Origin of the sequence: Dermatophilus congolensis, from assembly GCF_900447215.1 — a bacterium.
Taxonomy (GTDB): domain Bacteria; phylum Actinomycetota; class Actinomycetes; order Actinomycetales; family Dermatophilaceae; genus Dermatophilus; species Dermatophilus congolensis_A.
Genome location: NZ_UFYA01000001.1, coordinates 2,584,429 through 2,603,855 on the forward strand (window position 1 = coordinate 2,584,429; position 19,427 = coordinate 2,603,855).

At 57.2% G+C, this 19,427-nt stretch carries 18 protein-coding genes and 1 tRNA gene; 14 read left to right on the plus strand and 5 right to left on the minus strand.

The window, feature by feature from the left end:
• Positions 1-66 precede the first annotated feature (66 nt).
• From DXZ77_RS11360 to DXZ77_RS11410, 12 genes are all read left to right on the plus strand, one after another.
• Complete coding sequence (locus DXZ77_RS11360; protein WP_306747250.1) at positions 67-339, plus strand: DUF4244 domain-containing protein; 273 nt, start codon at positions 67-69, stop codon at positions 337-339.
• Positions 340-347: 8 nt separating this feature from the next.
• Positions 348-779 (plus strand): TadE family type IV pilus minor pilin, encoded by a 432-nt coding sequence (locus tag DXZ77_RS11950; RefSeq protein ID WP_147279293.1) that lies wholly within the window; start codon positions 348-350, stop codon positions 777-779.
• 108 nt (positions 780-887) lie between these two features.
• A complete protein-coding gene (locus DXZ77_RS11365; protein ID WP_306747252.1) occupies positions 888-1,172 on the plus strand; it encodes an Rv3654c family TadE-like protein in 285 nt (94 codons plus the stop codon).
• Between the two features lie 543 nt (positions 1,173-1,715).
• Positions 1,716-2,426 (plus strand): GAF and ANTAR domain-containing protein, encoded by a 711-nt coding sequence (locus tag DXZ77_RS11370; protein ID WP_051277643.1) that lies wholly within the window; start codon positions 1,716-1,718, stop codon positions 2,424-2,426.
• A 41-nt stretch (positions 2,427-2,467) separates the two neighbouring features.
• Positions 2,468-3,973, plus strand: a complete 1,506-nt coding sequence (locus tag DXZ77_RS11375) for a DUF7059 domain-containing protein (RefSeq protein WP_115032266.1) — start codon at positions 2,468-2,470, stop codon at positions 3,971-3,973.
• A gap of 200 nt (positions 3,974-4,173) precedes the next feature.
• Positions 4,174-6,960 (plus strand): type I DNA topoisomerase, encoded by a 2,787-nt coding sequence (gene topA, locus DXZ77_RS11380; RefSeq protein ID WP_115032267.1) that lies wholly within the window; start codon positions 4,174-4,176, stop codon positions 6,958-6,960.
• Positions 6,961-7,098: 138 nt separating this feature from the next.
• Positions 7,099-8,676 carry a GAF domain-containing protein gene (locus DXZ77_RS11385; RefSeq protein WP_115032269.1) on the plus strand — a complete coding sequence of 526 codons (1,578 nt, stop codon included), beginning with the start codon at positions 7,099-7,101 and terminating at the stop codon, positions 8,674-8,676.
• Between the two features lie 120 nt (positions 8,677-8,796).
• Positions 8,797-8,979 (plus strand): putative motility protein, encoded by a 183-nt coding sequence (locus DXZ77_RS11390; protein WP_115032271.1) that lies wholly within the window; start codon positions 8,797-8,799, stop codon positions 8,977-8,979.
• A 112-nt stretch (positions 8,980-9,091) separates the two neighbouring features.
• Positions 9,092-9,769, plus strand: a complete 678-nt coding sequence (gene tmk / locus DXZ77_RS11395) for a dTMP kinase (protein ID WP_258553289.1) — start codon at positions 9,092-9,094, stop codon at positions 9,767-9,769.
• Positions 9,766-10,914 carry a DNA polymerase III subunit delta' gene (locus DXZ77_RS11400; protein ID WP_115032273.1) on the plus strand — a complete coding sequence of 383 codons (1,149 nt, stop codon included), beginning with the start codon at positions 9,766-9,768 and terminating at the stop codon, positions 10,912-10,914. Before tmk ends, DXZ77_RS11400 begins: the two co-directional genes overlap by 4 nt.
• A gap of 298 nt (positions 10,915-11,212) precedes the next feature.
• Entirely contained in the window at positions 11,213-12,784 is a 1,572-nt protein-coding gene (locus tag DXZ77_RS11405) for an alpha/beta hydrolase (RefSeq protein WP_181816137.1), read from the plus strand.
• Positions 12,785-13,006: 222 nt separating this feature from the next.
• Positions 13,007-13,082, plus strand: a tRNA-Thr gene (locus DXZ77_RS11410).
• Between the two features lie 370 nt (positions 13,083-13,452).
• Here the strand turns inward: DXZ77_RS11410 and DXZ77_RS11415 are convergent.
• From DXZ77_RS11415 to DXZ77_RS11430, 4 genes are all read right to left on the minus strand, one after another.
• Positions 13,453-14,319 (minus strand): cation diffusion facilitator family transporter, encoded by an 867-nt coding sequence (locus DXZ77_RS11415; protein WP_258553336.1) that lies wholly within the window; start codon positions 14,317-14,319, stop codon positions 13,453-13,455.
• Between the two features lie 185 nt (positions 14,320-14,504).
• Entirely contained in the window at positions 14,505-14,870 is a 366-nt protein-coding gene (locus DXZ77_RS11420; protein WP_115032279.1) for an ArsR/SmtB family transcription factor, read from the minus strand.
• A gap of 117 nt (positions 14,871-14,987) precedes the next feature.
• Positions 14,988-15,521, minus strand: coding sequence for a GNAT family N-acetyltransferase (locus DXZ77_RS11425; protein ID WP_115032281.1), 534 nt, complete (start codon positions 15,519-15,521; stop codon positions 14,988-14,990).
• 50 nt (positions 15,522-15,571) lie between these two features.
• Complete coding sequence (locus DXZ77_RS11430) at positions 15,572-16,630, minus strand: CobW family GTP-binding protein (RefSeq protein WP_115032283.1); 1,059 nt, start codon at positions 16,628-16,630, stop codon at positions 15,572-15,574.
• Positions 16,631-16,737: 107 nt separating this feature from the next.
• Here DXZ77_RS11430 and DXZ77_RS11435 point away from each other — a divergent pair, with 107 nt between their 5' ends.
• Both DXZ77_RS11435 and DXZ77_RS11440 read left to right on the plus strand, forming a co-directional pair.
• Positions 16,738-17,205, plus strand: a complete 468-nt coding sequence (locus DXZ77_RS11435; RefSeq protein WP_115032933.1) for an SRPBCC family protein — start codon at positions 16,738-16,740, stop codon at positions 17,203-17,205.
• Positions 17,206-17,273: 68 nt separating this feature from the next.
• Entirely contained in the window at positions 17,274-17,882 is a 609-nt protein-coding gene (locus DXZ77_RS11440; RefSeq protein WP_115032285.1) for a DNA-3-methyladenine glycosylase, read from the plus strand.
• A 9-nt stretch (positions 17,883-17,891) separates the two neighbouring features.
• Here DXZ77_RS11440 and DXZ77_RS11445 read toward each other — a convergent pair whose 3' ends face one another.
• Positions 17,892-19,388, minus strand: a complete 1,497-nt coding sequence (locus DXZ77_RS11445) for a DUF3352 domain-containing protein (RefSeq protein ID WP_115032287.1) — start codon at positions 19,386-19,388, stop codon at positions 17,892-17,894.
• Positions 19,389-19,427: the final 39 nt, after the last annotated feature.

The following is a 19,427-nucleotide window of genomic DNA, read 5'->3' on the forward strand; positions in this document are numbered from 1 at the left end:
GCCCTTCGAGTTGGGCACAAGAAAATTCCGCGGCCACCGCCGCGCAACCCACATCAGGAGAACACCATGACCCTCGCATCTGCCGAGACCACCACAATCCGCTCCCGTCTCGACCAAGCCATGGCTACTAGCGCTGCCACGGTCACTACCTATGTCCATTGCGCCGTCGAACGCTTCCGCAACCGCGATGACGCAGGCATGACCACCGCTGAATACGCTGTCGGCATCCTCGCTGCCGTTGCATTCGCCGGTGTTCTCCTGGCCATCGTCAAGTCCGGAACTATCCAGGCAGAGCTACAGAAAGTAATTACCGGCGCTATCAAATCCAAGGGCAAGTGAATTAACCGATGAAAAGCACCGCGCAGGACCTCAACCACACAAATCGACGCGATGCTGGCTACAGCACCGCTGAACTGGCTCTGGCCACACCCGCCGTGATGATTCTCGTTACCGTGGTTGCGGTCCTGCTCGGTGTTCTTATGGATCAGGTGCGATGCATTGATGCCGCCCGTTCTGGCGCGCGTGCTCTGGCACGTGGCGACAACGCAGCTGTGGCTGTGCGGCTAGCTGAACAAACCGCGCCGACGGGATCTCGTATCAGTGTTGCGCGAGGCAAAGAAATGCGGGTGACTGTTACTGCTCCCGCTCGTGTTGCATGGGTTCAGCAGCTTCATGCTGGTGCTAGCGCCAGCGCTCCAGATGAATCGGTAGGTATTTCTGGTCGTCGTCTCGGCTCGGTAGTTCTTCCTACTGATATTTCGTGGCTGGGTCAGGTGTGAATTCGATGCTGACTCAATCGTTGAGGAAAGCTGCTGTTGATGCACGAGACCGTGGCTCAGGCACCGTTCTCGTCCTTGGGATTGTTGGACTAGTTATCACGGTTTTTTTTGGCTTGGATGATGGTCGGCGCTGCCGTCATTGCTTCGCATCGTGCGACTGCAGCTGCAGATCTTGCTGCTGTAGGGGCGGCTAAGTCTCTTGTTCTTGGTGGTTCTGGAGCCGATGCATGCCGTCGAGGTCGCAGTATTGCTCAGAAGAATGATGCGCGTCTGTCTTCCTGCCGGGTGAGTGGGAAAGAGGTGGCGGTGACAGCTGTCGTTAACTTGTCTGGTTCATTGCCGCATTTTGGTTTTTATCAGGCTCGAGCTGAAGCGCGGGCAGGCGTTCGCTGAGCTGGAGCCGGGGATGGATTGTAGTTGGTGGGGACGTTTGAGCCAGATGTTTTCTTTGTGAGACGAGAGAGAAGCTGCTGAGGCAGCGAATGTGGGTGGTGTTTTGGGGTGCGATTTTGGTGGCCGCTTGGTGCTGTCGGCTACCGAATCGTAAACTTCGTTGGTCGTCGTGTCTGGTGGTGCTGGTCGTCGCCGGTGGCCAGTTGGTCTGTTTACGTTGGAATTCCAACGTTGCGGCAGTGTGTGGAGCGTGTGTTTTTTCTCATTCGTTCGTGCGGTGTCGAGTGTATGACCGTTCGACGGCTATTGATTTGAGTGGTCAAGCCTCTGTGCCACTCCCGCTTCGTGATGAGGGAGTTCTCCTCGTGCCTGTCGGGCTGTTTTTGTGGCCGGGCGTAGGGCTGCGACTGGTGTGCGCAGAGCCGCGACTGGTGTTTCGGCTGTTGCTTTCCGTCGATGCCCGTAGGTGGCCGGGTGCAGGAGACCGTGTCGCGAAGGCACAGACTGCGGTTTGCGCAGTGCATCAGGAGTCTCTTTTCAGGTATGGGCACTTTCGATTTCGCTGAGTTTGCGTTGGAACTTTCGTCGGCGGACGGCACAAGAGGGGCGTTGCGCACCGCTTTGGAGACGATCCGGGAGGTCGTTGAAGCTGAGCGTGGTGGCGCAATGTTGGTTGTTAAACGTCATGTAGAGGCTGCGGAGGCTGATGATGAGTTGGCTTCTCAGGCTGATCGGTTGCAGTTGGATTTGGAATCGGGGCCGTGTTTAGAGGCCATCGGTGATGAGGCTGTGTATTTGATTGTCGATACGTTGACGGACCCGCGGTGGGAGCCTTGGTGTCGCGGGTTGGCGCAGTTGGGTATCCGAAGCGTGTTGTCGCTGCGGTTGGCGACGTTGAATGGAACTTTGGGAGCGCTGAATCTCTATCACTCGGTTCCTGGTGCTTTTGGGGAGTCTCATGGTGTAGTCGGGGCAAGGTTGGCCTCGCAAGCTTCGGTTGCGATTGCTGCGACGAAAACGGAGGAGGGGCTTCGTGAGGCGATGGCTGGGCGGCATGTGATCGGTTTAGCCCAGGGCATTTTGATGGAGAGGTTTGGGCTGGATGAGGAAGCCGCTTTTTCGGTGCTTCGGAGGTATTCACAGGATCTGAATTTGAAGTTGCGGGTGGTGGCGCAGGAATTGGTTAAGAGCAGGGCATTGCCGTCGTTGGATGCGCAGGGGCGTCATCGTCCGACGGAGGGAGGTCGTGCATGAGTGGTAGGTGAGGGTGCGGTGAGCCGTGGTGAACTGTGTGCATGAGTTTTGTTCCGCCGGTTGTCGTTCCTGAGTTGGTTGCTGCTTTGCGCGCTGATTTGTTGGCGTGTGATTTCACGGTTGAGGGCGTGGAGTCATATTTGGGGACAGTGGCTTCGGCTGCGTTGCGGCGTGGTGAGGTGTTGCCTGCGGAGTTGAAGACTCGTGAATGTGGTGGCGCCACGGGTGTGGTGGTGCGGTTGTTTACGTTGGGTTTGGAGGTGGATTTCGCAGAGGTTGACGCTGCTCTTCCTTCTGTTGGTGGGGATGGCTTGCTTCGGTTGGGGTTGGTGCGTCGTGCGGGTGCGGCGTTGCAGGCAGGGGTGGATCTTCGTCCGTATGGCGATGAGGAGAATGTGTGGTGGGTGGTTTCGGATGTGACTGGTGCTTTTGGGTCCGGGCCGTTGGCTACGGATCATGTGGTGGGTGTTGGTGGCGCGTCGGTGACGTTGGCGCAGTGGACGTCGCGTCCGCGAGTTGGTCGTGCTTTGGATTTGGGTACGGGTAGTGGGGTGCAGGCGTTGCATTTGGGTGCGCATGCCGATGAGGTGGTGGTGACGGATGTGTCGGAGCGGGCGTTGGCGTTTGCGCGTTTTACGGCGGCGTTGGCTGGTGTGGAGTGGGATGTGCGTTGTGGTTCGTTGTTTGAGCCGGTGGCGGGTGAGCGGTTCGATTTGGTGGTGTGTAATCCGCCGTATGTGATTACGCCGCGGGTGGCTGGGGTGCCGGTATTTGAGTATCGGGATGGTGGTTTGGCGGGGGATTCGGTGATGAAGACATTGGTGGGGCAGGTTGGTGAGTTTTTGAATCCGGGTGGGGTTGCTCATTTCATTGGGAATTGGGAGATTTCGCAAGGTCAGGTGTGGTCGGATCGGTTGCAGGAGTGGTTGGCTGGGACGGGGTTGGATGCGTGGGTGGTGCAGAGAGATGTGCAGGATCCGGCGGAGTATGCCTCAACGTGGGCGCGTGATGGTGGGTTTGTTCCCGGTTCGTATCAATATGAGTCGTTGTATTCAGCGTGGTTGGAAGATTTTGCTCAGCGTGGCGTGGAGGGGATTGGTTTTGGGGTGGTGATGTTGGCTCGTCCTGTGGGTGAGCGTGAGCCATTCCGGGATTTGATGGAGGTGCGTGGGCCTGTGTCGTTGCCGATGGGGGAGTCGGTGCGGGATGGTTTGGCAGTCCGGGCGCGTTTGGCGGAGTTGGATGATGAGGCTTTGTTGGAGGTGCGTTTGAAGGTTGCTGGCGATGTGACGATTGAGAAGCATATGTTGCCTGGGTGTGGTGATCCTGCGGCGATTGTGGTGCGTCAGGGAGGATCGTTGCGTCGTGCGTTGGGTGTCTCGCCACAAGTGTGCGCGGTGGTGGACGTGGCTGATGGTGATTTGACGTTGCGGCAGTCAGTGGTAGCGATTGCGGCTTTGATGGATGAGTCTGTGGAACAGGTGTGTGCTGAGGCGTTGCCGGTGGTGCGTGAGCTTGTGGCAGGTGGTTTTCTGCGTCTGTCTTGACGTGTTTGTGCGGTGTATGCGCTCTACTGTGAGTGCAGTTGTGTGGTTTGTGAGCGTGTCGCCGCAGTGTCTGCGGGGGTGCGAAGGCGTTACGGTCGTTGCGCGTTGACTAGTCGTGGCGTTGTTTCGTCCGGGGGCGCGTGTGTTTGTGAGAAGACCTGAAGTGTTCGTGAGAAGTTTCTGCGGGAAGTGGGAAGTGGATCGTGGCTGAGTCTGGGACCAAGTTGGTCATCGTGGAGTCGCCTGCTAAGGCGAAGACGATCGCCGGGTATCTCGGTGCTGGTTTCGAGGTTGAGGCCTCGGTGGGGCACATTCGCGATTTGCCGACGCCGAGTCAGTTGCCGCCTGCGGAGAAGAAAGGGCCGTTCGGGAAGTTCGCGGTCGATGTAGAGAATGGCTTTGCTCCGTATTACGTAGTGTCTTCGGAGAAGAAGACGAAGGTTGCGGAGCTGAAGCGGTTGTTGCGCTCTGCCGATGAGTTGTATCTCGCTACCGATGAGGATCGGGAGGGCGAGGCGATTGCGTGGCACTTGTTGGAGGTGCTGAAGCCGAAGGTTCCGGTTAAGCGCATGGTGTTCCATGAGATCACCAAGGATGCGATTACGAAGGCTGTGCAGAACACGCGTGATCTTGATCATGACCTGGTGGATGCGCAGGAGTCGCGTCGGATTTTGGATCGCTTGTACGGGTATGAGGTTTCGCCGGTGTTGTGGCGCAAGGTGCGTCCGGGGCTGTCTGCTGGGCGTGTCCAGTCGGTGTCGACGCGTTTGGTGGTTGAGCGTGAACGTGAGCGTATGGCGTTTGTGGTGGCGAATTATTGGGATGCGTCTGCGCGTTTTGTAACGCGTTCGGGTGGTGGGGAGGATTTCACGGCGAAGTTGACGGGCGTGGGTGGCGTTCGGGTGGCTTCGGGGCGTGATTTTTCTGATGCTGGTGAGCTGACGGGCAAGGGTGTTCGTCATTTGGGTGAGGTAGAGGCTCAGGCTATTGCGTCTGCGGTTTCCGGTGGCGTGGGGACGGTGACCTCAGTTCAGGAGAAGCCGTATACGCGCCGTCCTGCGGCGCCGTTCACGACGTCGACTTTGCAGCAGGAGGCAGGGCGTAAGTTGCGCTTGAGCAGCCGTAATGCGATGAGGGTTGCGCAGCGGCTGTATGAGAACGGCTACATCACGTATATGCGGACGGATTCGACGACGTTGTCGGAGTCGGCGTTGTCTGCTGCGCGTGGTCAGGCGAGGGATATGTATGGGGCTGAGTTCGTTCCAGATAAGCCGCGTCGGTATGAGAAAAAGGTGAAGAACGCGCAGGAGGCGCACGAGGCAATTCGTCCGGCGGGTGATGTTTTCCGTACTCCTGCTCAGGTGGCTGGGCAGTTGACGGGTGAGGATTTTGCTCTGTACGAGCTGATTTGGAAGCGGACGGTCGCTTCACAGATGGCTGATGCTCGTGGGTCGACGGCTTCTTTGCGGGTCTCGGTGCCGGTTGCTGGTGTTGAGGTTGCTGGCGAGTCTGTTGAGTCGGCGGAGTTTTCGGCTAGTGGAACAGTGATTACGTTCCGGGGGTTCTTGGCTGCTTATGAGGAGGGCCGGGATGAGGACCGCCGGGGTGCTGTTGAGCACAGTGCGGAGCGTCGTTTGCCGAAGTTGGGTGAGGGCGTTGAGTTGGATTGTGCTGATGCTCAAGCTGAGGGGCATCAGACAAACCCGCCTGCGAGGTATACCGAAGCTACGTTGGTTAAGGCGATGGAGGAGCTGGGCATTGGGCGCCCATCGACGTATGCGGCAACTGTAGCGACGATCCAGGATCGTGGCTATGTCAATAGTCGTGGTCAGGCTTTGGTTCCTACGTGGTTGGCGTTTGCGGTGACGCGACTGTTGGAGGAGCATTTTCCGACGCTGGTGGACTATCAGTTCACGGCGCGGATGGAGGAAGACCTCGATGCCATTGCTAGTGGCGATGAGGGTCGGGTTGAGTGGCTGACGCAGTTCTATTTCGGTAACGATGGTGTGGTTTCGGATGACCGTGAGCCGCATGAAGGGTTGGCGGAGCTAGTTGCGAACCTTGGCGAGATTGATGCGAAAGGAATTTCGACCATTGATCTCGGTGAGGGCATGGTGGTGCGTGTGGGCCGGTATGGCCCGTACGTAGAAGAAGTTGCCTCTGCAGATGGAGAGCCAGTTGACGGCGCTGCGGGGGAGGGGGATTCCTCGAAGCGGGGACGTCGCGCAACGGTGAATGATGACATCGCTCCAGATGAGATGACGCCGCAGAAAGCGCGTGAGTTGTTGGAGTTGGCTGCTGACGATGGTAGAGAGCTAGGCAAGGATCCTCAGACAGGTCACATGATTGTGGCGAAGTCTGGCCGGTTTGGTCCGTACGTGAGTGAGATTTTGCCTGAGCCTGAAGAAGGCACCCCGAAGTCTAAGCAGCCTAAGCCGAGGACAGCGAGTTTGTTCCGGTCGATGAATTTGGCGACGGTGAGCCTTGATGAGGCGTTGAAGTTGTTGTCTTTGCCGAGGGTGGTTGGTGTCGATCCGGACAGTGGCGAGGAGATTACGGCGCAGAATGGCCGTTACGGGCCGTATTTGAAGAAGGAGAAGGATTCGCGTTCTTTGGATTCGGAGGATCAGATCTTCACAGTGACATTGGAAGAGGCATTGGCTTTGTACGCGCAGCCCAAGCGGCGGGGGCGCGCGGCGGCTAGGCCTCCGATTGCTGATCTTGGTCCTGATCCGGTGACAGGCAAGAACGTGGTGGTTAAGGAAGGTCGTTTTGGCCCGTATGTGACGGATGGGGAGACCAATGCGACGTTGCGTAGTGGTGATGATCCGGAAACGATCACTGCTGAGCGTGGTTTTGAGTTGTTGGCGGAGAAGCGGGCTAAGGGGCCGGTGACACGTAAACGGGCTACGGCGAAGAAAACGCCGGCGAAGAAGTCCACCGCGAAGAAAACAACCACAAAGAAAGCTGCTCCTAAGAAAGCCTGATGTTTCATAGCTGGCCCGGGGCGTGGTTCTGCTCTGGGCCAGCTTGTGTTTGTGTGTTTTAAAGATTGGGTGGGTGCGGTCGATTTGTCGCGGTAGGTCGGCGCAGGGTTGTCGATCTGTTTTGTGACCCGTGCGTGAATGGAGTCCACTGTGATCTTCGGCAGATCGGCTGGGACGCGTGTGTCCCTGCAGACAGATACACATGAAGAAGAGCTACGTGGATATGTTGAGGCTCTGCAGATCTTGGTGGACAAGGTTGCTGGTGCGCGTAGCGGGGATGATGTTTTCCGGGTGGCGTTGGAGACGATTCGTGACAGTTTTCATTTGCTATACGGGTCGGTGTGGGTGATGGATCCGAAAGAGAAGGTTTTGAGGCTCCGGATGGAGTCGGGGGGTTTATCGGATCGGTTTGCCCCGGTGACGCGGGGGGCGGCGTTTTCTGAGGGTGTTGGGTTGGTGGGTGGCGCGTGGAGTCAGCGTGAGTTGATTTTTGAACCGGATTTGCGTGCGGTGAAGGATTGTCCGCGTGCGCAGATTGCGTATGAGAGTGGTGTGAGGTCGGCTGTGTCGTTCCCGTTGTTTAGGGAGGGGCAGATCGTGGCGACGATGGATTTCATGGCCGATGAGGAACATACGCCGGGGTTGGTGCGGCTGCAGGTGTTGCGTTGTGTGGCCAAGTTGGTGTCACAGGCGTTGGAGCGGGTGTTGGATTCTGAGCGTCGGGTGGAGATGCAGAGCGATATGGCCGCCATTAATGCGGTGGTGAAGAAAACGAATGAGTCTTCGAGTGAGCGGGAGACGATTCGGGCAACTCTTGACACGGTGCGGGCGCAGTTTGGTTGGGAGTATGGCTCGTATTGGGAGGTGGATTCTGCTGACAATACGTTGAAGAACAAGTACGAGTCGGGTTCTGCAGGTGAAGAGTTCCGTGAGGTGACGCGTAAAGCGAGTTTTGCTCGCGGAGTGGGTGTTGCTGGTCGTACGTGGAGTACGCGTGATCTGGTGTTTGAACCTGATTTGGGTTTGGTGACTGACTGTGTGCGTGCTCCTGCGGCGCAGCGTGCGGGGGTGAAGTCTGGGGTGTCTCTTCCCATCATTGTTGAGGGTGAGGTCATCGGGACGATGGACTTCTTCACGACCAAGGATGTTGATCTTACGGAGGATCGGGCCTCGGCGTTGCGGAATACTGCGTTCCTTGTTTCGAGTGCGTTGGAGCGTATTCGTGATGCGGATCGCACGAAGGGTGCTGGTGAAGAGCTTTTGAGCTCGATCACGGAGGTGGAGCGGAATGTGGTTGCGGCCTCGAATGTTGCTGCTGAGGCACAACGGCTGACTGATGAGGCATCCCGGATTGTGGCTAATCTCAATCAGTCGTCGAACGAGATTGGCAATGTGGTGAACACCATTACATCAATTGCCGAGCAGACGAATCTTTTGGCGTTGAATGCCACGATTGAGGCTGCTCGGGCGGGTGAGGCTGGCAAGGGGTTCGCGGTGGTCGCTAATGAGGTGAAGGAACTGTCGCGCGAGACGAGTACTGCGACCGAAGAGGTTGGGGCAAAGGTGTCGGCGATTCAGACTGACGCGCAGTCGGTGGTTCAGGCGTTGGTACAGGTGAAGTCGACTGTGGAGCAGATCAATGATGCGCAGAATGTCATTTCTGGTGTGTTGACCGAGCAGAGTGCTGTGACGCGTAGTGTTCTTGGCCAGGGTTGATGTGTTGGTGAGGTGTTCGAGACATCTGTCCGGAAGTTCTCACGGCGGTGGGTTGGGTGCCGATGAGGGTAGTGGCTACTCCGATACGACGGATGTGGCTCCGGAGGGAAGGACAACGATATGGACATCGCACTGGCGCAAAGCATCATGATGCAGCGATCCGCGGCGACCTACTCGCAAGCCCAGGTTTCCCTGCTCAAGAAGGCAATGGACAGTGAATCGTCCACTGCGGCGCAGCTGCTTAGCTCAATGCCGCTGGCTACCGAGGGCAACGTGGGACGCAACATCAACACGTATGCCTGAGGTGTGACTATTGGCTGTGAAGGGACCGAGGCGTTGCTAGCGCTTCGGTCCCTTTTGTCTGCAGCTGCAGCTGTAACTTTTGTTGGGGGTGTTCGCAACTAGGCTGGCTTTCATGGTGATGGGGATTGATCAGGGCTGTGCTGGCGCGGGACGCGATGTAGGCCGCGGGCTGTTTGTGGTGTTTGAAGGTGGAGATGGAGCGGGGAAGTCTACGCAGGTTGCGCGTCTGGTGGAGGCGTTATCTTCGCGGGGGGAGTGCGTTGTTGCGACTCGTGAACCTGGTGGGACTGCTGTGGGGGCGCAGATTCGTCAGGTGCTTTTGCATGGGCAGCAGGTCGCTCCTGCGGCGGAGGCGTTGTTGTTCGCCGCTGATCGGGCGCAGCATGTGCAGACAGTGATTCGTCCTGCGTTGGCTGCAGGGGCGGTGGTGGTGTGCGATCGCTATGTGGATTCCACTTTTGCGTATCAGGGGGCTCGTGATGACCTTGATATGGAGGATTTGCGCGGGTTGGTTGCATATGCCACAGGTGGTTTGGTGCCTGATGTGACGGTTCTTTTGGATGTGTCTGCTCAGGTGGGTGCGGCTCGTCGTGGGGGAGACCGGGATCGGATTGAGGCGGAACCGGATAGTTTTCATCAGGCTGTTCGTGATGGGTTTCTGGAGCGTGCTCGCTGCGCGCCGCAGCGTTATCTGGTTCTTGATGCTGCTGCGCCTGTTGAGGAGATAGCTGCTGCTGTGTTGGGTCGTGTGGAAAGTCTGTTGGGTGAGCGTCGGGGGGAGCGCGGGTGACTGTTTGGGATGACTTGGTGGGACAGGAGGCTGCGGTTGAGGTTTTGAAGCGGGCAGTTGTTGATCCGACTGCTATGACGCATGCGTGGCTTTTTACCGGGCCTCCTGGCTCTGGGCGTTCTAATGCTGCGCGGGCTTTTGCTGCGGCCTTGCAATGTCCTGATGGTGGGTGTGGTGGGTGTGTTGAATGTCGCACTGCGATTGCTGGCACTCATGCGGATGTGAAGGTTGTTGCGACCGAGGGGTTGACTATCCAGGTTCATGATGCGCGTGATCTTGCTCATGAATCGGCGCATCTGCCTTCGGTGGGGCAGTGGCGAATTGTGGTGATTGAGGACGCGGATCGGCTTACTGAGCGTGCGGCAGATGCGCTTTTGAAGGCTATTGAGGAGCCTGGTCCAGCGACGGTGTGGGTTTTGTGTGCGCCTTCTCTTGAGGACGTGATTGTGACGTTGCGTTCGCGCAGCAGGCATGTTCGTTTGCGCACTCCGCCGGTGGGGGCGGTGGCGGAGCTTCTTGTGCGGCGTGATGGTGTGGACCCGGTGCTTGCTGCGGATGCGGCGCGTGCTGCTCAGTCGCATATTGGGTTGGCTCGACGGTTGGCGCGGGATGAGGGGGCGCGGACTCGGCGTCGTGAGACGGTGAAGATGGCTACCCGAATTCATAGTGTTGCTGACGCGATTAGCGCTGCGGCTGATTTGGCGTCGATTGCTGCAGATGAGGCTGGCGCAGATGGGGGTGAGCGTGATCGTCGTGAAAAAGAGAAGTTGTTGGTTACGCTTGGTGCTGATCCCGCTGCGCGTACGCAGCCTGCGCATGTTCGTGCGCAGGTGAACGCGCTGGAAAAAGAACAGAAAACTCGGGCTACACGCCGGAATCGGGATGTTATCGATCGCTCATTGATTGATCTTCAGTCCATTTATCGGGATGCTTTCGTGGTTGCGATGGGCGAACCGGTTTCTCTTGTTAATGAGGATCTTCGTTCGGATGTGATCGCTCTCTCTCAGGCAGTAAAAGTGGAGTGGTTGCTTGCTGCGATGAACGCGATTATGGCGGCACGAGAGAGAATTGCTGCCAATGTTCCGCCTTTGCTTGCGCTTGAGGCGATGTTGGTGCATCTGCGGGTTCCAGCTCTGGACAAGTGAATTTCGTCTTGGTTGGAGGAGTGCCTTTCCTAAGTAAATGTGGGACGAGATGATGCCACGTTGAGGAGCCGATACGGTGTAAGGAAACAGGGCGTTTCGTCGAGTAGAAAGACTCGCCCTATCCCTCACAAAGTCGAGCAGTGATCGAGAAGGCGCCCCCACGCCTGCCAGGCGCTCCTGCCGACGCTAAGTAGCCCAATGAACAGGAGTCATGCACGTGAGGACAGCCAGAATGCGAACAGTGGCGGTTGCTGGCGCGGTGGCGTTGGCTCTCGCCGGGTGTCAAAAAGCTGACACTGTGACTGAGGGGTCTAAGAATGGCAATGGTTCTGCTTCGAGCTCACATGTTGGTGAGCAGAACGAACAGGGCAATTCGCAAGGAAAACAGCCCGGTAATGGTTCCCAAAACGGCGCTGCTCAGGCTCCTGCTACGGGTGATGCCAGGCTTTCGAAGTTTTATACGCAGAAGCCTGTGTGGGAGACGTGCTCTGATAGTTCTGAGGGCGCATCCGCTAAGTGTGCGTGGGTAAAGGTGCCGATTGATTATTCAAAGCCAGATGGGAAAACCGTTAAGCTGCGCGTTTTGAAAGTTGCGGCTAATGGCGCAAAGAATGGTCAGGCTCCGAGAGGAGCGTTGCTGGTTAACCCAGGTGGCCCGGGAGCTTCAGCTACGCAGTATGCGATGATGGCCGACTTTATTGTTTCTGGAACTATTCGGAAGAATTACGACATCGTTGGTTTTGATCCTCGCGGTGTCGGAAAATCGTCGCCAATGAAGTGTCTTGATGACGCATCAATGGATGCGGTAATGGGTGCTGACCCAACTCCGGATGATCAACAAGAAATAGAAATCGCTTATGGCGGTTTGGCAAAAATGGGCAAGGGGTGCCAGCAGAAATATCCCGATTTGGTTGGGCATGTTTCGACAGCAGAAGCTGCGCGGGATATGGATGTGGTTCGTTCTGTTTTGGGGCAGCCTAAGCTGAACTATTTGGGCAAGTCGTATGGCACGTACCTCGGGGCAACGTATGCAGGATTGTTCCCTAAGAATGTCGGGAACATGATTCTCGATGGTGTTATGCCCCCTGATTTGACCTCTGAACAGGTCAGCTTGGGGCAAGCTGCTGGGTTTGAGTCGGCAACGCGTGCGTGGGCGAAGTCATGTACTTCTTCTGGAAAATGCCCGCTCGGTAATGACGTCGAATCTGTCATGAAAGGTTTGAAAGACTTTTTCAAGCAGCTTGACTCAAAGCCTTTGCCGGTTAGCGGCAACCCGCGCATCAAGGAATTGACTGAAGGCTGGGCAACGATTGGTGTTGCGCAAGCCATGTACACGAAGACCTACTGGGACACCCTCACTGAGGCGCTTCAGTCGGCTAAGGATGGCGATGGAACGCCGCTGTTTGCTTTGGCTTCGGAGTATGCCAGCCGTGATGACAACGGCGAGTATGAGAACAATACGATGCAGGTCATCAATGCAGTGAACTGCTTGGATCGTGGTGCTCAGCGATGGGATGAAGCGCAGCTGAAGTCAAAGAAGGCCGAGTTTGAGTCGAAGGCTCCGGTGTGGGGTGGCATGATGTCTTTCGGCGGAAATTCGTGTGCTGCGTGGCCGGCCCCGGCTACGGGTAAGATAGACAAGGTTTCCGCGCAAGGAAGCGGTCCGATTGTGGTCATCGGCACTACTCGTGATCCTGCTACGCCCTATGAGTGGGCTAAGCGGCTTCATGATCAGCTGTCGAACAGTCGCCTCATTTCACATGAGGGAGACGGTCACACGGCTTACAAAACGGGCAGCAGTTGCGTGGACCAGGCGGTTGATGGGTATCTTATGAATGGCACACCGCCCAAGGACGGCCTCTCCTGCTGATCACCCACCCCCAGTACGGGGAGGCCTAGGACGTTCCGCCCGGAACTGCAACTGGGTTGAGGCGCTACCACCCGCGCCTCCCCTGGTCGCCGCCGCTCCACCCGGCCTGCGACCAGCACTCCGGGCGGGGCGTCCGCTTTTTATCCTGGTGAGGTGAGTGCCTCCGGTCGATTCGGAGTTTGCGCCCTTCACCTTGTACAGTGATTAAGCGCTTCGGCGCACGCCGCCTTAGCTCAGTCGGCAGAGCGATTCACTCGTAATGAATAGGTCGTCGGTTCGATTCCGACAGGCGGCTCCAGTAACACCCTCCACTTCGTGGGGGGTGTTTTTGTGTTGCGATGCTTTGTGGATGCTTCTTATCGTTTTCGCCAAAAGCGAACATGGAAGTGCTGTCTCTATGGGGTGTAAGTATTTCGGGTTTCAGACGGGGGGATCTTCCCCGAGGGGGGCTAAGCCGCCATGGGGCTTTTCAGGGCGCTCAAGGCCTCTTGGGGGCTGTGTGACGGACTTTCTGCAGGATTTGTGTCCATATGTGCGGTCGTGCGTCTCACGTTAGGGAAATCCTGCTGAGGATGTTCATTTATGGCGAACAATCGCCGGGCCCCTATAAGAGCCCGGCCGAGTGCCTAGAGCGCCTTCACTAGAGAGCATGACCACAAAGGTGGCTATTAATGAACATGCTCAGCGTGCCCTCCTGCTACGGAGGCTGCTTCAAGTTGAAAAGTGCAGTGCTCCACTGCAATACCGTGATGAGAGTTCAAACACATGGACAGATCCATCAGGACACGTTGGCTGTGGCCATTGAAAAAACAATCGTCATCGAGAACCACATGGGCGCTCAGACGCGGAAGTCCTGTGGCTACTGTGCTGGCGTGTAAGTCGTGGACTTCACGTACATGGGGTTGCTCCAAAATATGCGCCCGCACAGCCTCCAGATCTAGCCCGTCGGGAGTGCTTTCAAGCAGAATCGACCCTGACTCCCGCAATAACGCCACGGCACGTGGCACGATCAGCGCTGCGACAAACAAACCTGCGATGGAATCAGCGAGCGTCCAGCCGGTGAAATAAAGAAGAACCCCAGCTAAGAGCACTGCTACCGACCCGAGAGCATCATTAGCAACCTCCAGAAACGCCGCCTTCATGTTGAGGTTGCTGTCTCGACCTCCCAAAAGGACAAGAAGTGAAGCGAAGTTAGCGAGCAAGCCAAGCAGCCCAATGACCGCCAGGCCGTGCGACGAAACCGGGGGAGGGTCGATAAGGCGCATGAGGCCTTGGTAGACGGCGTAGCCGCCTACCAGAAGCAAAATGAATGCCTGCGCTGCCGAAGCGATGACCTCTGCGCGTTTTAAGCCCCACGTGTGGCGTGCACTTGGTGGGCGGCTCATGAGCGTAGCTGCAGTAGCCGCCATGGCCAGTCCCAGGGTGTCTGTGAGCATGTGTGCTGCATCCACGAGCAGGGCAAGAGAGTCAAGAAGCGCAGCGCCTATCGCTTCAATAGCAAGTACAGAGCCGGTGATGCATAACGCGATGAGGATGCGTGTGCGATTTGTGTGGCCGTCAGCGTGTGAGTGCGAGTGTCCGTGGGAATGCCCATGGCTGTGGCTGTGGTCATGGGATTCTGTGTCAGCTTTTTGGCGTCGCCGAGCACTCCGGCTGGCAAGGCAAGGGGGCTGAGCATGCTCATGGGCATGAACGTGCACATGGCAGTGCCCGTGGCCGTTCATGCGTCGGCCTCCGCTGCTCTGGGATCAGTGATAGCCCCAAGGGAGTCAATGAGGCTTTCTGCGGCATGCAGCAAAGATCGGGTCAGCTCAGGTGCGGCAAGAGAGTAGTAGGTAGAGCGTCCTTCGTGGCGGATGTGCAGTAGACAGCTTTGCCGCATGCAGGCGATATGCGCAGACACCGTCGACTGGGCCAAACCAAGATGATTCACCAGCTCGACTACGCGCTGCTCGCCCAGGAGAAGGCGGCGGATGATGGTTAGCCGGGTGCGGTCCGCGAAAGAGCGGAAGATGAGAACTGCAGTGGTGTCAGCTTCTGAGTGGCTGGTTGACGGTGAAGCTGATGCGGTGGGTGCCGATGTCATGCGGTGACCATAGAGGCGGCCTCACCCTAAAGGGTGAAAGATTTTCCATAGATTGAGCGCGACTAAGATCGAAATACGGACAACTTTCCCGGGCAAATCACTTGCCTAAGAAAGGAACTAGCTGACGACCGGACTGCGTCGCTCCAACAACAGCACATCGCGCCACTGCCCCTTACGCGCACCAAAAGGCATCTTCCCAACACGCTCATACACGCCCACCTGACGAAAACCCAACGACTCGTGCAAAGCAATACTGGCCGTATTCTCTGGAAACACCAGACCAAGCAAAGTCCACGTTCCACCAGCTTCAGTACGCCGAATGAACTCGCCCAACAAACCCTTGCCTACCCCACGGCCCCGCGCAGAAGAACGCACATAAAGACTATGTTCAACAACCCCCAGATAAATGGGCCGGGCAAAGGCATGAATACCCCACGCCACCCCCAGACAATCACCACTGGCGTCATCAACAGCAGCCAGGCAGTAAGGCGCGATCTTATGAGCGATAAACGCCTCCCAGTCCGGAGCAACCGGTGCAAAACTCGCGTTCTCTGTATCAATTCCCTCCTGATACGCAGCACGGCCACCGCGCTCCCACAACTCTCGAGACAAAGGAACAACATGCCAATCAGCACGTGAGATTTGCGTCATAGAGCCAGTGTGCTGGGCACACACAGCCACAGGGGCACTGTGGGCGGCACTCACCGCGTAAACCGGTCAAACCGGTGCAGCTCTGCCCCCTGACAAAGACACCCATCAGACAGACAGCCACGCAGCGCAGACTCCACCTCCCGACGCATCCCCTCCTGCGCCATCCCTGGACCAATCACCACCAGCTGAGTCCGACTCTCCTGACCCTCAGGAACACGAAAACGTTCAAAACCGAACCAATCACCCACGGCTTGAACCGTGTAATCGCGGTGCCCACGACGACTCACGTGCACCCGTCCTTTAACGCGATACGCACCCGCAGAACGATTTTCAAGAAAATGAATCAACCGAGTCGGATCTACAGGCAATGACGAATCCACACTGACCGAAGAAAAACCAGCATGCCCATGATCGTGATGGTCATGACCATGCTCGCCATGACGCTGCTCAGCAAGAAAATCTGCAAACGAAAGCTGCCCAGTCGGCTCCTCATGCTCACCAGGATCAAACAGAAGCTCCGGATCAACTCGGCCAAACATGGTGTGCACCACAGGAGTTGTCGGTGCATGCGTAGCCACAACCGCATCGAGCCGCTCACGAGCACCAGCATCCTGAGCAATCCGGTCAGACTTGTTAATGACCAACAGCGAAGCAACCCGCAAATGATCAATAGCCACCGGAGCCGGATCAGGACTTCCCACCTCTGGCGTAGCCCAATCAGCCGCATCCAAAATTTCTACAACCCCACCAAAACGCACCGTAGAAACACTCGAAGAAAGCACCATCCGCGCCAACTCACGAGGCTCAGCAAGCCCGGAAGCCTCGATAAGAATCACATCCAAATCAAGTGAAGGCGCAGCTAAATCAGCAAGAGCACGATCCAAATCGCCCGGATCAGCCAAACAGCACAAACATCCACCAGAAAAAGTGGCCTTGGCATCAACCTGACCTTGGATAAGAAACGCATCCACGTTGATGTCACCAAAATCGTTGACAATAACGCCTATACGCCCACGGCTTTGAGCAAGAATGTGGTTCAACAAGGTGGTCTTCCCGCAGCCAAGCTTGCCGGACAACACCACCACCGGAAGAGCAGGACGTGTACGCATTGCCCTACCGTGCCATGCCCCAAGACCACACCCCCACTCACCGGACACACCCCCACCCAAACCACCGATGGCGTTGCGTATTGCCCAAAATCTGTCAGGGTCGAAGAATGAGCGACGAGAAAAAAATCACAATCTCCCGAACCATCGACGCCTCCCCACAAGCCATCTTCGACATCCTGTCCAACCCCGCTCGCCACGCCGAGCTAGACGGAACCAACACCATCGTCTCCGACGACAAATCCGACCGAGTCACCGCCGTCGGAAACATATTCACGATGAACATGAATGCCGAACACATGGGCGGAGACTACAAAACCGACAACCACGTCGTCGGATACGACAAAGACCGCCTCATCGCATGGAAAACCGCACCAGCAGGCACCGAACCCAAAGGCTGGCAATGGATCTGGGAGCTCACCCCCCAAAGCCAAGACCAAACCACCGTGACCCTGACCTACGACTGGTCAGCAGTCACAGACAAGGCGCTACTCAAAAAAGTAACTTTCCCCGTTTTCCCACAAGAACAACTCGAAGCCAGCCTGGCTCATCTGGCCGAAACCGTCTCCGGCAGCTAACACCACAACAACCCTGCCCGGCTACCTCGGCTCGCAATGCCCCATCACAGCGCCGCGAACCCACGCCCATGAGCTTCGACGACGTCATCCCAGCAGCCCGCGCCCTCCTAGGATCCACTCTCAGCACTGACCGAAACGGCGGGCGCGTAACCCTACGCATCACCGAAGTCGAAGCCTACGCAGGAGAAGAAGACCCCGCCTCACATGCCTACCGAGGGCCAAACAACCGCAACGCCGCCATGTTTGGTCCACCCTGGCACGCCTACGTCTACCGACACATGGGCCTGCACACCTGCTTCAACATCGTCGTAGGAAAAGAAGGAACCCCCACCGGCATCCTCATCCGTGCTGGCGAAATCATTGAAGGAACAGCCCTAGCGCACCAACGCCGCAGCGAAAAAGGCCGCGTCCGATCCCTAAAAGAACTCGCCTCCGGGCCAGCACGGCTCACCGTCGCACTAGGCATCAACACCACCGACAACAACGCCCCACTAGACGGATCCACCGGAATCCAGCTCCGCTACGGCCCCCACACACCCGAGAGAAAAATCGCCACCGGCCCCCGCGTTGGTGTCGGCTCCGCACGAGAAACTCTCGCCCGCTTTTGGATTTCCGGTAACCCCACCGTCTCCACCTACAAACCAGCACCCCCACCCCGCACACGCCGAACAACGTGAGCTGGGACCTCAACCCTCATTCACCGACAGCCGAACCACCAAAGAAAACTGACCACTCTTGACCGGAGTGCGAGAAACCCCCAACGCACGCAACGCTTTCACACCCGAACGGTACTGCGCAGGCAACTCCTGCAGATACTGATCCTCAAAGGCATCAAAATCGACGTACGCAAGCTCAGCAACCGCTTCAGCAGGGTTAACGACACTGCGGAAAACATCGCCAGCCCCCAACGGGTTCTTCACATCAGGAGAAGCTACCGACCGCAAATGCTGAATATGCGGACCAGCCAACACACGATCACCTGACACCTGATGAGGAAGCAACGCCCCCAACGGCCCAAACAATTTCACCAGCGTGGAACTTACCGAGCGAAGCGTTGCCTGCGGATCCTTCGTCTTCGCCCGGAACGTCACCTCCGGTATTTGGCCGCCACCAGAGAACAACCCCCGCCCACTCTGCCTACCAAGGACCACATCAACCTGATCCTTACCAGCAACCACATCAACCTGGCCACCCAGCAGCGTTGCCACAAACCCCGGAACCGTAAACCCCGTACGAGCACTTACTGCCTGCAGGCCCTCTTTTATCGGAAGCCCAGGAATATTCACTAACCCCTTTAACGCAGGCCACCACCGCTCTACCAGCTCACCACCATTAACGGAAGACAACAACGCCCCCGTATCGCCAGGCAAATCCGACACACGAGTAGCAACACCCTCATCTGGAAGATCCACACCACGCGTCACCGAAGCAAACTCAGCACGATCTGCAGCAAAACGCAGCGTGCCTGCCGTATGCCCCACCAGCCCGGACTTCTTAACCAAATCAGACCCAGCAAACTGAGCCACCCCAGCATGATTCACCCACGCTGTCGCCACGCCACGCTCACCCAACGCCGCCACATCAGAAACAAAAGCCTCATGGTCAGCAAGGCGCCCACCACTCAACTGCGATTGAACAGCAGCCTTAGCCTTCCTCGGAACCACCACGACGTAATCCCTGTCAAACACATACGACAGCGACCCTGCCCTGCCAGAAAACCCCTCAAACGTGGACAAACTGCGCTCAGCAACTTCACGATCCTTCACCTGCAGCGCCACAACCGTGACCGGAGCACCCCCAGCAGTAACAGGAGGAAGCAGCGCTACCCCACCCCGCCTACCCAGCCACGGCTTCACATCTCTGGCGTAATCAACAGGACCAAGACTCTCGGCAAGCTGTTGCCCCACCCCAAACACAACCTGGGCAGAATCAGACTCCGACACAGCTTTCTTCGCCGCTGGAAACGTATTGAATAACCGAAACGCTCCTAACTTCTGACGCATCGACGGATCCAAATCCACTGACGCATACGCAAAAGCACTCGACGGAACCACAGCTGCCGGCTGGGAACCACTGGACAACCCATTGAACAAAGCCAGGCCGAACGCCGCGCCCCCGACAACCACCGCACAAGCAGCCACCGAACCTGACACGACGACGCCCCGGCTACGCCAACCAGTCATGACAAAAACTCACTTCGGGCCATCAGAACAACCAACCCA

What these genes read in the sequence shown, in the direction of transcription:
- DXZ77_RS11385 (WP_115032269.1), top strand. Translation starts at nt 7,099, where the DNA reads ATGGAGTCCACTGTGATCTTCGGCAGATCGGCTGGGACGCGTGTGTCC.
- DXZ77_RS11435 (WP_115032933.1), top strand. Translation starts at nt 16,738, where the DNA reads ATGAGCGACGAGAAAAAAATCACAATCTCCCGAACCATCGACGCCTCC.
- DXZ77_RS11360 (WP_306747250.1), top strand. Translation starts at nt 67, where the DNA reads ATGACCCTCGCATCTGCCGAGACCACCACAATCCGCTCCCGTCTCGAC.
- DXZ77_RS11390 (WP_115032271.1), top strand. Translation starts at nt 8,797, where the DNA reads ATGGACATCGCACTGGCGCAAAGCATCATGATGCAGCGATCCGCGGCG.
- DXZ77_RS11950 (WP_147279293.1), top strand. Translation starts at nt 348, where the DNA reads ATGAAAAGCACCGCGCAGGACCTCAACCACACAAATCGACGCGATGCT.
- DXZ77_RS11445 (WP_115032287.1), bottom strand. Translation starts at nt 19,388, where the DNA reads ATGACTGGTTGGCGTAGCCGGGGCGTCGTCGTGTCAGGTTCGGTGGCT.
- DXZ77_RS11375 (WP_115032266.1), top strand. Translation starts at nt 2,468, where the DNA reads ATGAGTTTTGTTCCGCCGGTTGTCGTTCCTGAGTTGGTTGCTGCTTTG.
- DXZ77_RS11370 (WP_051277643.1), top strand. Translation starts at nt 1,716, where the DNA reads ATGGGCACTTTCGATTTCGCTGAGTTTGCGTTGGAACTTTCGTCGGCG.
- DXZ77_RS11440 (WP_115032285.1), top strand. Translation starts at nt 17,274, where the DNA reads ATGAGCTTCGACGACGTCATCCCAGCAGCCCGCGCCCTCCTAGGATCC.
- DXZ77_RS11430 (WP_115032283.1), bottom strand. Translation starts at nt 16,630, where the DNA reads ATGCGTACACGTCCTGCTCTTCCGGTGGTGGTGTTGTCCGGCAAGCTT.
- DXZ77_RS11425 (WP_115032281.1), bottom strand. Translation starts at nt 15,521, where the DNA reads ATGACGCAAATCTCACGTGCTGATTGGCATGTTGTTCCTTTGTCTCGA.
- tmk (WP_258553289.1), top strand. Translation starts at nt 9,092, where the DNA reads ATGGTGATGGGGATTGATCAGGGCTGTGCTGGCGCGGGACGCGATGTA.
- DXZ77_RS11420 (WP_115032279.1), bottom strand. Translation starts at nt 14,870, where the DNA reads ATGACATCGGCACCCACCGCATCAGCTTCACCGTCAACCAGCCACTCA.